The sequence below is a fragment of the Anaerolineales bacterium genome, assembly GCA_015075725.1.
Lineage (GTDB): Bacteria > Chloroflexota > Anaerolineae > Anaerolineales > Villigracilaceae > Villigracilis.
On sequence record JABTTV010000001.1, the window covers coordinates 3,403,045 to 3,417,510 of the forward strand.

Sequence of the window (14,466 nt, forward strand, 5' to 3'; positions counted from 1 at the left end):
CTCATGCGCCTTCATTTCTCTCTTCTCCTTCTCGTGATGGCTGGACTGGTGGTCGCGTTCGCGCCTCTGCCAGTTCCAGCCGTTGCGCCTCAGGAGCGGACCTTTGAGGTGGACGCGCGCCAATATGCCTATTCCCCCTCCGAACTGAAGGTCAACGCTGGCGACACCGTGACCATCAAACTGGTCAGCACAGATGTTGTTCATGGGCTATATGTGGATGGTTACGACATTTCCGTCGAAGCTGACCCCGGACAAAGCGCCAGGTTAACCTTCGTTGCCGACAAACCCGGTTCCTTCCGTTTCCGCTGTAACGTCACTTGCGGAGCCATGCATCCCTTCATGATCGGGAAAATAACCGTTGGCACAAACGATTGGCTTTATCGCTCAATAGGGTTGGCGTCTCTTGCAGTCATTGGCTTCTTTCCTCTTTCGTCTTTCCTGAATCAAAGTAAGAAGAAAGATGAAAGAAATATTGCTTCCTAACATGAACCGCATCGAACTTACCCGTATCCCTTTTATAAAGAACACTCTCAAAAGCCGTTACCCGCAATTGGCAGTCTTTATCGTCATGCTGGTCGGTTACATCTTTGCCATCCTTGCGGGACTCATCGGAACGCCTGTCGGCAGTCACAACTTCAGCATTGTCTTTGTTTGGATCGCGTGGTGGGCGATCCTCATTCTCGTCGCGGTCCCCTTCTTCGGACGCGGCTGGTGCGCGGTCTGTCCGATCCCGCTTCCAGGGGAATGGCTGCAACGCGGCGCGATCCTTGCCCCGCCAGATAAACGACCGAAATGGTTGAATCTCCGTGTGCCAAAAATGTTCCGCAATATCTGGATGCAGAACATTTCGTTTCTCCTTCTGGCTCTCTTTAGCAGTGCCCTGCTCACTACCCCAAACATCACTGGCATTGTCCTGGCTGCCATGCTCTTTGTCGCAATCGGACTGAGCGCCATCTTCGAGCGCCGCGCCTTCTGCCGTTATCTCTGTCCCGTGGGTGGATTCATCGGCTTGTATTCACAAACCGCGCCCATCGAACTACGCATCAAAGATAAACAAGTTTGCGTGAAGTGTGTGGGCAAGCCCTGCTACAACGGCTCGGACGCGGGCTACGGCTGTCCGTGGGATGTCTTCCCCGGCGGCATGACCAAGAACACCTATTGCGGACTTTGTATGGAATGTATCCGCACCTGCCCGCACGACAATATCGCGGTCAACCTACGCCCTTTCTCTGCTGACCTTGCCAAACCGACAGCGCGACTCGACGAAGCCTTCAAAGCCTTCATTATGTTTGGCGCCGCCATGATCTACGCGGGCGTGTTGCTTGGTCCGTGGGGCACACTCAAAGACGCGGCATACAACGTCGGTACAGGCGCATGGTTCATGTATGCAGTAATTTTTCTTGCGATCATCTTTATCGTCCTGCCTGGGCTTTTCACTTTGGGGATTATGACAACCAAAGGCAGGCAATCTCTCAAACAACGCTTCATGTCTCTTTCCACTGCTCTCATCCCACTGGGACTCATGTTCTGGGTTGCTTTCAGTCTATCCTTCGTTCTAACAAATGCTTCTTACATTCTCGCCGCATTGTCCGATCCGCTGGCGCTTGGCTGGAATTTGTTTGGCACCGCAAATGCCGCATGGCAGCCCATGCTCACCACGATCCTTGCGCCCGCGCAGACACTCGCTCTGGTCGTAGGATTGGTCTGGTCGGCGCGAACAGCCCAAAAGGTGAATGAAGCGGGGACGTCCACAATCCCTGTCATCGTCTACTGCTTCGTCGCCACATCCATCATGCTATGGTTATTGCTATGAAACGTCCCGAACTCATCTCACGCATCCTGATTATCACAGGGATACTCCTTGCCGTTGGTGCTCCATTGTTTCTTTGGGCGCGCACGCCTTTGATCCACGCCCGCATGGCGGAGGATGGCGGCTGGAACCCCGATGTGATTCAAGCAGAAACGGGCAAGCCCCTTCATTTGAAACTCACCTCCGATGATGTTGTGCATGGCTTTGCAGTCGGTCAGATGGACATGCAAAGTGTGGACATCCTCCCCGGCAAAGTCACCGAGATCACGTTGACCTTCGACAAGCCTGGGATCTATACCTTCTTCTGCACCCGTTGGTGTGGACTCAATCACTGGCGCATGCGCGGCACGATAGAAGTAACAGGCGGTTCGGATATCATCACCGCAGGGGGCTCATCCGAGCCTGCTTCTGTTCCCCTCTACGTTTCTCTCGACCTGGACATTGACGCTCCGCACGACTCGCCTGTTATTCCAAATGAAAAGCCATCAGCAATGAATGGTCAATTACTTGGAGCTAATTTACCAATCGACCAATCACTCGATTACTATCTTTCTCACTCCCCCTACCAGGTCTTCACCGACTTATCGGACACATCCTTAACCGAATCCCAAAAGTGGGATGCAGTTGCCTATCTTTGGCAATCCAATACCACACCTGAATCGCTTGCCAACGGAAAAGAACTCTACGCCCAAAACTGTGCGGCGTGTCACGGCGAAAACGGCGCGGGCGACGGCGTCTTTGCCGACGACCTTGCCGAAGCGGGCGAAGCCTCCATGCAAACAATGGAAGGCGCAACGGATATGGTCATGCAAACCCCTGTTGATTTCACCGATCCAAGTCGAATACTTGGCGCGAGCCCAGCATTATTGCAAGGGAAAATCTTGCGCGGTGGCATGGGAACAGGCATGCCCATGTGGGGCGTAATTTTTACTGAAGAACAAATCTGGGACCTGATTGCGTACATCTATTCGTTCCAGTTTGAATATCAAAAGTAAGGAGGCTCAATGAGCAAAAAAAATAAGAAGTATCAAAAGCAGAGAAAGAAGAATTTCCCCTGGTTGTTTGTCGCACTCGGTGGGATTCTTCTGGCAGCGGCGGCGTTTTTCTTTGCCAACCAAGGCGGTGGCAATGGAGGAGGGACGCCATCCATTGCGGTGGATCAGCAACTGATCGATTACGGCGATGTGAAGTTCAACGTCGAGAAGACTTTCGCCATCAAAGTCACCAATACGGGTGATGGCACACTGCGTTTCAAGGAAGACCCATATGTTGAAGTCGTGGAGGGGTGCTGACCTCCTCAACTGACCATCGGTTCGATGGTACTTAAACCTGGCGAAAGCACGATCATCGAGTCTAGCGTGTTTATGATGCACGCAGGCATGGACGGTCCGCATAACTTTGCGGTTCATCTTAAGACGAATGACCCTGAAAATCCAGATATGATCGTGAACGTATTGTCTAATTGGATTCCATAAAATCCACAAGAGTCAAAATAGCGGCGAGATTGCACAATCCTGCCGCTATTTTGATTTTGCGATGGGTATTGTGAAGTTGAATACGCTTCCCAGCTCTTCACCTGCCGACTCTACCCAGATACGTCCGCCGTGCGCTTCGATGAGGGCGCGCGCGATCGTCAAGCCGATGCCGCTTCCACCACCTGTCTGACGTGAACGGGATTTGTCCACGCGATAGAAGCGGTCGAAGATGTGCGAAAGATGTTCGGGCGGTATTCCAATCCCCGTGTCACGAACGGAAAATTGGATCGCATTACTGATCCTCTTTGCGGAAATGGTGACTCTACCACCGTCTGGCGTGTATTGCAAAGCATTGCCTGTTAGGTTGGTCAACACTTGCACGGCGCGATCTTCATCAGCCAGAACATGTGGAAGGTCAGGAGACAGTTCAAAGTCGAGTGTGATGCGTTTTGATTCCGCGTGAGGGAAAAGGCGCTTGGTCACCGTTCGTACCAGCGTGGAAGCATCCAATGGGCGAATATCCAGTTGATAGGCGCGGGCTTCAACGCGGCTGAGTTCCTGCAGATCGTTTACGAGGTGATTAAGCCGCTCTGCTTCTGCATGGACCTGTTGATAGGTCTCGTCTGTCGCGGGCAGGACACCGTCCATCAATCCTTCCATCGAACCTTTGATGGCGGTGAGCGGCGTGCGCAATTCGTGGCTGACATCACCGATCAGTTGGCGACGCATGGTTTCAACCTCATTTAGCTTTTCAGCCATCTGATTGAAATATACTGCAAGTTGTGCGAGTTCGTCATTGCCATTGACTTGCACGCGCTCGTCATATTGCCCGTCGGCAATTCGTTGTGTGGCAAGCGACATGGCATGGACGGGAGCGATCACACTGCGACTGAAGAATAAGCTGAGAATGGATGCGGCGAGCATGGCTGCCAGCGTTGCATACGTCAGGGCTTCGTTGAAACTGGCGCGGAAATCCACATACAGTTGTCCCATCGAATTGTTCATACCCATCCCCATTCCCATGCCGCCATCCATCATTCCATTCATGTGGCGGTTAAAGGATGTTGGCAGGATGAATTGACTAGCGATCACCAATACCAACACCCCGACCACGATAATTACAAGATAGGACAGTAACAGCCTTGCGCCCAAGCGACGTCGGAAATAATCAATCATCATTCCTCACTTACAACGGTTCATCTTCAAATCTATAACCGACGCCGCGCACCGTCGCGATTAAATCTTCATGTCCCAACTTCTGACGGACATGTCCGAGATGCACATCCACGACGCGCATTTCGCCAAAGTATTCGCCGCCCCATACTTTCTCCAGCAACTGCTCGCGTGTGAGTACCCTGCCGCGGTTTTCAGCCAGCGTTTTCAACAAATCGAATTCAATGGCGGTCAATTCAATCTCTTGATCATCGACCTTAACGATGCGTGCGCCAACATCCATATGTAAATGACGAAAGGACAGCACGCTCGTTTCGAACCCTGAACCTGATCCCGTTTGAATGCGCATGATCGCGGCTTTGACTCGTGCCACCAATTCGCGCGGGCTGAAAGGTTTGGTCACATAATCGTCTGCGCCAACGGAAAGACCAACAACCTTGTCGGTCTCTTCGGTTTTCGCGGTCAACAGAATTACATACACTTCTGATTCGCGGCGCAAGCGTGAGAGCAGTTCAATTCCATCCATGCCAGGAAGCATGATATCCAGGATGATGAGTTCGGGCTTGAAAGCACGGGCAGACTTAAGACCCGACGGACCATCCGTCGCTGTGTAAATCTCATAGCCTTCGGGCTTGAGATAGGCGGTAACAAGATTGACGATGGAAGGCTCGTCGTCGATGACCAGGATTTTTGTCATGTGCTACTCTTATAGTTGGATAATTGGTTGAGGAGTTTGCCAGTATTGTAACTTCACCTGCATAAATTAAGATGCGCCGAATGGCTTATCTCGGCGCATCTTATAGTTTGAGTCCGAGTCTTACTCGGTTTCCTCGATGAAGGTCCCATGCCAGGTGTGCAGGAAGATTTGTCCACTGTAGCCATTGACACTCAACATGCCAATGATCTTGCCATCCTTCTCGAAATCAAGAGTGTAATAACCATAGAACTGTGCAGGATCAGTCGCGGCGGTTGCACCCGCATAATTTGTATCAAGATATTGCTGGGCGTATTGAACAGCCTGTTCGGGAGTGACTGTCAGTTCAGCAGTGACATCTAGTGGGGTGGCGCTGTTCCAACCATTCATCATTCCATTATTGCCGCCCATCATGCCCATCATTCCACCGTTGACGCCCATCATGTATTGGTGATTGAGTCCGCTGTATTTCAGGTTCCACATCATGTTTGGACCATGCTCAGGGTAGACAATCTGCGAAGTGGGGTCTACAAGCAACTCGAAGGCGCCGATCCCCGTGCTGATTTCCTTGACGATCACATAGCCGTTGTTATCGAAGATCATGATCTCGGCAACCTCCAGATCGGAATTATCCAGATTCGCCATATATTTCTCAGCGGCGGCTTTCGTCTGGTCAATGGTGAGAGGAGTAACGTTGGTGGGATTGTAGCCGTATCCGCCCATCATGTTGGGTCCCATTCCAGTACTGCCATTCATCATTCCACCGTTGCCACCCATCATATTGGGTCCGCCACCATTCATCATGGAAGGTCCGTAGGCATTGTTATTGTTCCAACCGTAACCGCTCATCATGGACGGTCCAAAGGCGTTCGCGCGGGCATACATGCTCCCCGCGAAGAAGACGACTGCAGCCAGCGCAATGACTGCAATAACGGTCAGGGTCATACTTAAAGTTTTGTTCATGGATAATCTCCTATTTTGATGTTTCACACGGTTGTGTGTTGTTTTATGACACCAGTATAGGATTGGTGGTTGAAAAGGGTGTAAAGCGACTATAAAGATATGGTAAAGGTTATTCGAGCGGTCGGCAGGAAGCTAACCCAGGTGCAGTAACTAGGGCAACGCATACACCCATAAACGATCCATATGTAGTACATCCCGTCCAGTCAGCCCCTTCCATGCAAGTGGTAATTCCAGATCAAAAAGAAAACCGCCATTCAACACAGATACTTCCTTCACCGCGACGTTGCGCGGAAGGGTCAATAATGGATTTCCATCGGCAAATTTGGTTATCCGACTATGATTCTTATACGCCAGCCTGCGTATTGCATCAGGAGATAATGGTGTCAGGATAATATTTTTTCCTGATTCGGAATAGGTGCATACCATCACTGCAGGACTTTCAAAGACTTCAACTAACTGAAAATCTCCTTCAAGGTTACATGTTTTTGAAATCACATTTTTGAACCAGCCCAACGGATGTTCAACCTTGACATCACGCGCCAATTTCTCTCTCTTGATCTGCAAATCATTTACAGCCCATAAAAAGACCTGTTCGCGCAAGTTGTCTAATGCCCGTCTTTGGCGTTCGTTTCCCATACTGATCAATGCGCCAAAGAAGATCACGGCGGATGCCACCACAATAGCAAGAAGTATTTCCATTTTTCTTTTCCTTTTCCTTTTCGTTATTTGTTATTAATAGATTCGTCTTTTGAGCTTTCAGACATGTTCCTGAACGTTTCACCCAATCTTTCCAGCGCTTTGGGGCGAGGGTCAACTACACTGGCAGACGCGATCACCATAAACAATCCCAACAAGCCAATGATCTGCCAAAGTGGCAGGGAGGACTGAGCAGGTTCAGTTATCTCCTCTGGTACAGGTGTGCTCAATACCAAGGTCGTTGTTGGCGGTATTTGTGTTGCCACCGGCGTTATCGAAGGCATCAAAGTGCTGGTCGCTGTTGGAGATGGAGTCAGAGTGGCAGTCAATGTTGCCACCTCTGGGATCACGATCCTGCCCGCATCCTGTCCGCATAACCCATTTACATCACAAGCTTCTGCCAGAACTGGGTATTCCCCAACTGGCGCCAACGTTCCATCCCCAAAGCGCCGATCCCATTTCACTACATAGGAATTCCTGCCGGGATCAAAGTCCAACACCAACTCCTTCCAACGCTTTCGCGGATCACGGATGGTCACCTGGATGCTGGCAATCGGAAAGTGATTGGGGGAAACCTTCAGAGTTCCGTTTTCCCAAATCCACCACCGTTCTGTGATGGACACGGCGGGCGGGGCATTGTCCACAGTCAACGCAATCGAAACCAAATCGCCAACATTGCCGGCGCGATCCCTGCCACGCATCTGGATGGTGTACTCGCCATTGGGCACTTCACCGGAATGCCAGATATAAGACCAGCCATCTCCTGCGCTCATCGAGACTGCCTGCCAGGTATTTCCTCCGTCAACCGAGACTTCACCTCCATCCGGACCGGACATGCCATCCACCAAACTTCCAGCGAAGCGTACATCACCCTGCACAACCTCTCCATTGGAATGGGATGTGATTTGAGCGACCGGAGGAACCGTGTCTATGCGGATTACCCTGGATGCTGTCACTTCATTTCCAGCCACATCCCTGGCATATATCAGGACAGCATGTGACCCATCTGTGAAGTGCATCGGTGGAGTGATCCAACTTGCTCCACCATCAGCGCTTGCCAGCAGGGATGAAAGTCCAGAGATCACATCTGTTGCCGTAGCAGACAAGTCCACTTCCGAAACATACCAACCATTCCTGCCATCAACAGGCGGAAGGCTGACTTCAAGATCAGGTGGCGTCCAATCCCGCTGCCAGGTGGACGAACCACTCGCAGCTCGCCCACTGGTGGATGTCACAGTGTAGTTGGCTGTACCAGTTCCTTCTGGCAAAGGCAAGTCACAGGAAGCGCCACAGGTAAACGGTTGACCGTTCAAATCACCAGTGATCGTCACATCAAATCCCTGTGGATCACTGGCGGTGAGTTCCAATGTTTCATCCCCCCTGCACCAACCAGCATCGCCCCATAGATCACAAACTACCACGCCTGTAATTTGAGGCGGCAACGGAGTGGGTGTGGGCGACGGCGTATTGGTGAAGGTCGCCGTGGGCGTGTACGTCATGGTCGGCGTGAAGGTCAACGTCGGCGTCAGACTGGGTGTAAAGGTTGCTGTCGGTGTGCGAGTTATGGTCGGTGTGAACGTGGGTGTCCGCGACGGGGTGGGTGTGGCAGTGGACGGTGGACCGATGTATTCCACGTCGATGGAACGAAAATCCACATATCCACCTGATGCGGTTAAAGACCAGGAACGACAGCCAGCTGGAACAGCAATCGCCATACTCACAAACCCTGGGAGTCCAGAGCCTGTTTGCAAGTACCATGTATCCACAGAGGAACATGCCCGCAACACGGCATTGCCCACACTTGAGTCAGGCGTAAAGCCGACCATGATCTCGAAGTATGAAACATCGCGGTCAAAGGAGCCGCTGGCAACGCTACCATTGCCCAGCCGCGTGACCCACTCGGAACAATTGGAACCACAAAATGTGCCACCTTCCTCGGGTGGAAGTGAGGATCCATCGCGATGAGTAATGTACACGTACTGGGCAGAACCACTCCAGTCGATGTAGCCAGTATTGTGAGCCTGGTCATAAGTGCGTCCCTCCGGCAATGAATACGCCGCCAGAGGCGCTGCATGGGTGGACGCGGATGTCCACAAAAAGAGAATGGGAAGGAAGAGGATTATCCCAATCCATTGATAACGCTTCATAACTAACTCCTAATATTCCTGGAAATCCCGGATGCCGAGATGGAACAGGAAGAACAACAAAATCACCAACGCCAGAAGCACAAGACAGGCGATCATGAACACCTGGAGCGGAATCACAAGTCCCAGCAGATACCCACTAAAGATGCCGACACCCAGGCCGGCAAGGAAGCGCATCATCTCACTGCCCAGTTTCCGATTCCACGATCATCTTCAACCGCACAGGGTCCAGGTTGCGCCACCAGGCAATTTCAAAGGAAATGGTGCGGTATTCCCAAAGCATGCCCTGCGCCGGCAGGGACTCCAGCCAGGTCTTCAGAGCTGACTTGAATCCTTCCTGCAAGTCTGTCCCTCGAAGCACGGCGATGTCCATATCGAGGACATTGCCTGCGAGGACCTTCATGCTGCCACTATGAGCCGCCAGCCAATTCAGGAACATTCGCAAACGCAGGTCATCGAGCTGATAAGCCTGTGTTACGATGTCCAACACCATTTGCTCGATCAAAACATTTAACTCACTCATCGATCCCATCCATTGTCTCGCCGGGACATTCTCCAGGCGGAATAAATAACGCCAATGCACGTCAATACACAGGCAAGCGAACCGCCACACACCACCAACAGAAAACGCAACATCATCGCTGTCATCAGAAACCCAACCGCCTTTCATCCTCCACCGGCGCGGGCTGGCGGATCTGGGTGTTGTTCTGTTCTTCCAGCCACACCGCCAGAAACTCATCCAGGAGGTGGGACAGATTCCTGGGGAGCATGTCCCTCAGCGCACTCGATGCTTTTTCCTGCCATCCATCCGCGGGCAGATAATCCGTGGGATGAGCAGCAATCACTTCCTCGATCAATATCCTGACTCTCGTAGCATCCGCACGCGGCAGAGGTTTAATTTGCGTCAGGGTCGGTGGCTGCCATCTCCCACCAATACGCGCACGTAACCAACACTGCAGGGAAGGCAGATCGAGGGTCATATTGCCGTAGCGCACGGTAGAACTCAACGTGGCGCGGATCAAGTCTGCATCCTCCGGATCAGGCGAGAAGAACATCTGCGTGGAGGTATTGGCGAGCATGGCCTGCACGACCGGTTCCATCCCTTCCACCTTGCGCATCATGGATAAAGATTGCGCCAGTACGAACATGCGCGCGCCGAACTTCGCGCCTTCTGCAAGCATCGACTCCAAACGCATGCCCGAACCGATCTCCTGGGCTTCGTCCACAATGAAATAAAAAGGCACAGGTTTTTCCAGGGTCGCCTTGCGATAGGCGGCATCGAAAACGTTGTACACCACACTTGCTGTAAGCCTCGCGCCTTCACGTCCCATTTCACCGGAAGGCAGACGTAATACGATCCAGGCGCGTTCGTCGATCCATTGATTGAGGTCCACGAAGCGTTCCTGGTGCATGGCGGAGAACAACCACGGCGAGAGTTCCAACGCCATGACCTTCGAAAGCACCGGGCTGATCACCTCCGTGATCCAACTCTGACTCTTTTTATCCTCCTCCCCGATCTGACCCAATAAGGCATCGAGCGCCAAGGCGCCCATGCGTTCGCCAGGAGGTAACAGTGCCATTGCTGTGTGCCTCCATCTCTTATTGAAGGCCATGAAAACGATATGCAGGAGTCCAAGACCTGCTTCCGGATGGTGCTGGTTCCAGACATGCGCGAGACGAAATAATCCCAATAGTGCCGCCTGCATACGTGGACCCCAGTAGTCATCCCAAATACGCCGACCGACCTGCACGATGGCATTGCCGGCCCAGGTGAAATCTGGGACAGCCAGCAGGTTCAAAGGGATGACCTGCGGCTGGTCCGGGGTGATGACACGTAATCTCTTGATTGCTTTTTGCTTTTGTTCCCCCGGCAATTGAGCAATCGCATCGAGAAAGGCATCTGCCAGCGACACATGTGGATCGACCAGAAAAATGCCTGGCGCATCATCACCTTTGGCGATCAACTGCTCCAGCATGGAATACACAAAGGAAGATTTACCCGAACGGCTACCTCCTGTCGCAAGACCATGTCCATCCGGATCGACCCCGACCAGCGCGCTGGTCGCGACACTCTGCCCGATCTTGAAACCAGCTTCGAGCAACGGTTGTGATGGCGGTGGCGCCGGCACTTCCTGCCAGACAGCGCGGTCCAACAAGCCCGATCCTTCTCCTAGTTGCAGCGGGGCAATGAGTCCGGCAAGTTCGCCAGCTGGTAATGGGAAGGTGTGTTTCTGGATTGCAGGCCAGACTGATTCAATGGGTTGCCACGATTGTTCTCCAGCCAATAGTGGGAGACTAATCGGCTCGGACATGGAAAAGGCAACCTTCAACAACGGCTCCTGTATCCGTCTCTCCACAACTTCCTTGGGGATCGATCTCCAGGCGAGCCAGTCTCGAATACCAAGTGCCGAAGCAAGGCAGATCGTGATGCCGGCGATCACGAACATGGAGACCCCAAAGGGATTGAACCAACCGGCGAACAAAATACCACCGCTGATGCCAGCCATGATCATCCCTAGAAATAGCCCGGCGCGCAGGAAGTCCAGTTGCAGGCCCCATGAATTGGGTGTGTCATTGCCGACGCCGCCTTCCGTGCCATACGAGTAAGAAGACAGGCTGCGCAACTTTTCCTGCAGTTGATCTTCATTCCCGAGCAACCACAAACGTAGACTGGCATCATGCCCTCCCCTTGCGGTGCTGATCAACCGGCTGCCAATGGCAAGCAAGGGATCGCTGTCCTTGGCGGAGGCGATCAGGGAGGGCAAGCGGTTGGAGGGATGCAAGGCATATCCATCGGTTTGAACCTTCACCATGCCCAGACTGCGCCAGCGCGAATGCTGCCCGGTCATGGCGGACCAGGCCTGCACGACGCCTTCGGCGCTGTCCGGCGGCAGATACAATACTACACGCAAGCCTTTGGGGGAGGCCTTCCATTCCATCATGGAAGGAAACGGCAGTTGCGCGATCCAGCCCATGACCTGCGCGCGCAGGTCATCCAATGCGTGTGGCGCAAAGAGCAGTTCCCATCCCTGCCATTCACCATTACAGAGTGGACATTGATCTGGAGTCGTGGCGTGTTCGTATCCGCAGTGAATACATACATACCCGCCATGCGGGTGCATGTACCCGCTCTTTGGATAAATCATCGTGAGACTCCTGTTGCCCCAAGCTGCTTCCAGAACTGGATCCATGCTGGAGGAATAGAGACCAATACCGGGAACAAGGCGCCACGTCCCGCAGATGGAGCAGCAAGAAAGACTCGCGGAGGCAAACGTGAAGTAGTCTCAGCATTCTTGCGTGCTTCGCTTTCTGGAACGCCGAGGGAACGATAGAAGGCGAAGGCTTCATCAGGACCAAGCCGACCGATGAAGGCTGTAGATGCGAGACTCAGCGAAGTCGGATTCTTCATCAGGTCGGCTGGAAGATGAGTGATTAGTGTCACGCCGACACCACGCTTGCGCGCACGCCTACCCAATTCATCCAGCAGGTCGGTGAAAGGACCACTGCGCAACAGACGCCAGCCTTCGTCGATGAAGATATCCATTGGCTGCTTGCCGACCGTAACCGCATGATACAAAAACCATGCCAACACCGCATGCACAATGGCACGATTCTCTTCACGTAGGGAGGAGAGATCGAAGTTCCACCACTGACCGGCAGGAAAATGAGGAGAGAGAAGTGCCTTGGGTCTATCGAAGAAACCTTCAAATAAACCACCGCGCATAAAAGGACGTAACAATGCCAAAGGCATGGCGGCTTCGGGAACGTTGATCGTTCCCAGGGTCTCCACGAATTCCGCAATGGTCATCGCACCGGGTCTACGATCCCAACGTCTCTTTACCGCTTCATGTAAGGCAGCTTGCACACCGGGCGATAAGACCGACTCTCCAGCAAGAGATGCGATCAGGAAACGGACAGCCAGCAACAACTCTGCCGGGTTCTCTCCTTGCAAGGGGTGAATGAGGCAGGTTTCCTTGTCTTCGGGAATACCAGCCGGTACAACCCTGCCGCCCACTGCTTCACAGAGTTTATTGTTCTCCCCTTCGGGATCAATGGAAATAACCGTGCGTCCCTGTAACAAACGCTGCAACATGATCCAGCGCAGGAGACTGGTCTTGCCCGCACCTGGTTCACCGAGGATCAATGTTGTTGCATGGGGAGGTGGTGGGACAGCCGGATCGAGTCCCTTGGAAAAAGAGAAATGGATGTCACGTCCATCGCGGGCATGCGTTCCGATCCAGACCGAATCGTCCACCGGCATGACCTGTCTGGATGGTGCAGGCATCAAAGGCAGAGTCTCTTCGAGGAACAAAGTCGGCTCATCCAATCCGGGAAACAATTTTCCGCCCGGCTGGAAATGATGCAGGGCGCGTTCTGCAATATAGAAGAGTCTCTGTGCAGTAAGTCCTCTTGCGCGCAAATTCGATTCAATGACTCTGCGTGCAGCCTCTGCTTCTTCGAAACGATTGCGCTCGACAAAGAGTGCGCTCATCAGGGCGATCTTGAAGGCCGGCTTGCCAAAGGTCAGTTCCGACTCCGCCGCATCCATTGCATGGTCGGCGGAGCGTTCCGCCATTGATGGTCGGCGACCGGTCTTCTCTGCCAGCGCCATCATGAAACCCTCGAAAAGCGTGCGACGCGCGCGTAATGATCCACGCAGGACATCCGGCGGTTCACGGCGCATGGACAAGGAATACATCACCGGCAGATTGGGATAAAAGACATCCGAGGTCAAACGCGACCAGGGGCGATCTGTCATTCCCGGTACACCCGTTCCGCGCGCGGAGAGCGGCAATAGATACCCACCCGGAAAGAGCAGATGATCTTCCAACACTTCCACGGCTTCGGAGGCTATCGAGGCAACGAATTGATCTTGAGGTTCAGGCATGGACGGCATGATACAAAAAGACACGGACGGGTGTTCCGTCCGTGTCGCTAAGGGTAGGCAGGATTGTTTTATCGGGATGGATCCGGGATCACACGCGCGAAACGGCGATAGGTGTAGATCATGCCGGCGCTGGAAATCAACAGGAAGGCGGAAGCGCTGCCATAGATACCAAATGGCTTGAACGCGAGGACGCCTCCAATCAAAGCCAGAGTCAGGCTGGCAATCCGTACTACATGGAACGGGTTGTATGTGAAGTCGCTTTTGGAAGCCAATGCAATCGCTGTTGCCAATGCGCCTGCCAGTTCGAGCCCTGCCACCAGCAGCCATTGCATCGGCGCGATGCCCAGCGGGATCAGGGCGGCAAACACGATGAAGTTGATGATCCGCAAAGGCACGCTCCAATGAAAGAAGATGCGCGTTCCGTTGACGGATGCCAGAATGTAATACAGTCCCATTGCCAGCGACGCCTGGGAGGTCGCCATCAGAAATAGTAGAGTGGCAGAACCGGTATCCGTGATACCCAACACAGTCAAAAGAAGTTGCGGTGCGAGTAACCCGGTCAGACCGGACCCCACGATCACCATGCCAAAGACCAACATGGTCAGAGCGGCGATATCCATTTG

14 protein-coding genes are annotated in these 14,466 nt (G+C 53.0%); 4 read left to right on the forward strand and 10 right to left on the reverse strand.

What is annotated here, in order from left to right; translation table 11 throughout:
- The first annotated feature begins 3 nt into the window (after nt 1-3).
- Genes HS100_16490 through HS100_16505 form a run of 4 tightly spaced genes read left to right on the forward strand, consistent with a single transcriptional unit; the run spans nt 4 to nt 3,102 of the window.
- Nucleotides 4-483 (forward strand): cupredoxin domain-containing protein, encoded by a 480-nt coding sequence (locus tag HS100_16490; GenBank protein ID MBE7435515.1) that lies wholly within the window; start codon nt 4-6, stop codon nt 481-483.
- Nucleotides 461-1,813 (forward strand): 4Fe-4S binding protein, encoded by a 1,353-nt coding sequence (locus HS100_16495; protein ID MBE7435516.1) that lies wholly within the window; start codon nt 461-463, stop codon nt 1,811-1,813. Before HS100_16490 ends, HS100_16495 begins: the two co-directional genes overlap by 23 nt.
- Complete coding sequence (locus HS100_16500; protein ID MBE7435517.1) at nt 1,810-2,805, forward strand: c-type cytochrome; 996 nt, start codon at nt 1,810-1,812, stop codon at nt 2,803-2,805. Before HS100_16495 ends, HS100_16500 begins: the two co-directional genes overlap by 4 nt.
- A 9-nt stretch (nt 2,806-2,814) precedes the next feature.
- Nucleotides 2,815-3,102, forward strand: a complete 288-nt coding sequence (locus tag HS100_16505; protein MBE7435518.1) for a hypothetical protein — start codon at nt 2,815-2,817, stop codon at nt 3,100-3,102.
- A gap of 228 nt (nt 3,103-3,330) precedes the next feature.
- Here HS100_16505 and HS100_16510 read toward each other — a convergent pair whose 3' ends face one another.
- The 10 genes from HS100_16510 to HS100_16555 all read right to left on the reverse strand — a co-directional run bounded on the left by HS100_16510 (nt 3,331) and on the right by HS100_16555 (nt 14,463).
- Nucleotides 3,331-4,461 carry a HAMP domain-containing histidine kinase gene (locus HS100_16510; GenBank protein ID MBE7435519.1) on the reverse strand — a complete coding sequence of 377 codons (1,131 nt, stop codon included), beginning with the start codon at nt 4,459-4,461 and terminating at the stop codon, nt 3,331-3,333.
- A 10-nt stretch (nt 4,462-4,471) separates the two neighbouring features.
- The gene (locus HS100_16515) at nt 4,472-5,155 is read right to left on the reverse strand and encodes a response regulator transcription factor (GenBank protein MBE7435520.1); all 684 of its coding nucleotides are present in this window, start codon (nt 5,153-5,155) and stop codon (nt 4,472-4,474) included.
- A 120-nt stretch (nt 5,156-5,275) separates the two neighbouring features.
- Nucleotides 5,276-6,115 carry a hypothetical protein gene (locus HS100_16520; protein ID MBE7435521.1) on the reverse strand — a complete coding sequence of 280 codons (840 nt, stop codon included), beginning with the start codon at nt 6,113-6,115 and terminating at the stop codon, nt 5,276-5,278.
- 150 nt (nt 6,116-6,265) lie between these two features.
- Complete coding sequence (locus HS100_16525) at nt 6,266-6,814, reverse strand: hypothetical protein (protein MBE7435522.1); 549 nt, start codon at nt 6,812-6,814, stop codon at nt 6,266-6,268.
- Nucleotides 6,815-6,837: 23 nt separating this feature from the next.
- Nucleotides 6,838-8,958: a hypothetical protein gene (locus HS100_16530; protein MBE7435523.1), complete on the reverse strand. Its 2,121-nt coding sequence runs from the start codon at nt 8,956-8,958 to the stop codon at nt 6,838-6,840.
- A gap of 9 nt (nt 8,959-8,967) precedes the next feature.
- Nucleotides 8,968-9,135 (reverse strand): hypothetical protein, encoded by a 168-nt coding sequence (locus tag HS100_16535; protein MBE7435524.1) that lies wholly within the window; start codon nt 9,133-9,135, stop codon nt 8,968-8,970.
- 1 nt (nt 9,136) lies between these two features.
- Nucleotides 9,137-9,478: a hypothetical protein gene (locus tag HS100_16540; protein MBE7435525.1), complete on the reverse strand. Its 342-nt coding sequence runs from the start codon at nt 9,476-9,478 to the stop codon at nt 9,137-9,139.
- A 124-nt stretch (nt 9,479-9,602) separates the two neighbouring features.
- Nucleotides 9,603-12,101: a type IV secretion system DNA-binding domain-containing protein gene (locus tag HS100_16545; GenBank protein ID MBE7435526.1), complete on the reverse strand. Its 2,499-nt coding sequence runs from the start codon at nt 12,099-12,101 to the stop codon at nt 9,603-9,605.
- Entirely contained in the window at nt 12,098-13,843 is a 1,746-nt protein-coding gene (locus HS100_16550; protein ID MBE7435527.1) for a hypothetical protein, read from the reverse strand. Before HS100_16550 ends, HS100_16545 begins: the two co-directional genes overlap by 4 nt.
- Nucleotides 13,844-13,911: 68 nt before the next feature.
- Nucleotides 13,912-14,463, reverse strand: a complete 552-nt coding sequence (locus HS100_16555; GenBank protein MBE7435528.1) for a hypothetical protein — start codon at nt 14,461-14,463, stop codon at nt 13,912-13,914.
- Nucleotides 14,464-14,466 lie beyond the last annotated feature (3 nt).

Excerpts from the sequence above, each read along its gene's own strand:
- HS100_16490 (MBE7435515.1), top strand. The coding sequence starts at position 4 with ATGCGCCTTCATTTCTCTCTTCTCCTTCTCGTGATGGCTGGACTGGTG.
- HS100_16495 (MBE7435516.1), top strand. The coding sequence starts at position 461 with ATGAAAGAAATATTGCTTCCTAACATGAACCGCATCGAACTTACCCGT.
- HS100_16500 (MBE7435517.1), top strand. The coding sequence starts at position 1,810 with ATGAAACGTCCCGAACTCATCTCACGCATCCTGATTATCACAGGGATA.
- HS100_16505 (MBE7435518.1), top strand. The coding sequence starts at position 2,815 with ATGAGCAAAAAAAATAAGAAGTATCAAAAGCAGAGAAAGAAGAATTTC.
- HS100_16510 (MBE7435519.1), bottom strand. The coding sequence starts at position 4,461 with ATGATTGATTATTTCCGACGTCGCTTGGGCGCAAGGCTGTTACTGTCC.
- HS100_16515 (MBE7435520.1), bottom strand. The coding sequence starts at position 5,155 with ATGACAAAAATCCTGGTCATCGACGACGAGCCTTCCATCGTCAATCTT.
- HS100_16520 (MBE7435521.1), bottom strand. The coding sequence starts at position 6,115 with ATGAACAAAACTTTAAGTATGACCCTGACCGTTATTGCAGTCATTGCG.
- HS100_16525 (MBE7435522.1), bottom strand. The coding sequence starts at position 6,814 with ATGGAAATACTTCTTGCTATTGTGGTGGCATCCGCCGTGATCTTCTTT.
- HS100_16530 (MBE7435523.1), bottom strand. The coding sequence starts at position 8,958 with ATGAAGCGTTATCAATGGATTGGGATAATCCTCTTCCTTCCCATTCTC.
- HS100_16535 (MBE7435524.1), bottom strand. The coding sequence starts at position 9,135 with ATGATGCGCTTCCTTGCCGGCCTGGGTGTCGGCATCTTTAGTGGGTAT.
- HS100_16540 (MBE7435525.1), bottom strand. The coding sequence starts at position 9,478 with ATGAGTGAGTTAAATGTTTTGATCGAGCAAATGGTGTTGGACATCGTA.
- HS100_16545 (MBE7435526.1), bottom strand. The coding sequence starts at position 12,101 with ATGATTTATCCAAAGAGCGGGTACATGCACCCGCATGGCGGGTATGTA.
- HS100_16550 (MBE7435527.1), bottom strand. The coding sequence starts at position 13,843 with ATGCCTGAACCTCAAGATCAATTCGTTGCCTCGATAGCCTCCGAAGCC.
- HS100_16555 (MBE7435528.1), bottom strand. The coding sequence starts at position 14,463 with ATGGATATCGCCGCTCTGACCATGTTGGTCTTTGGCATGGTGATCGTG.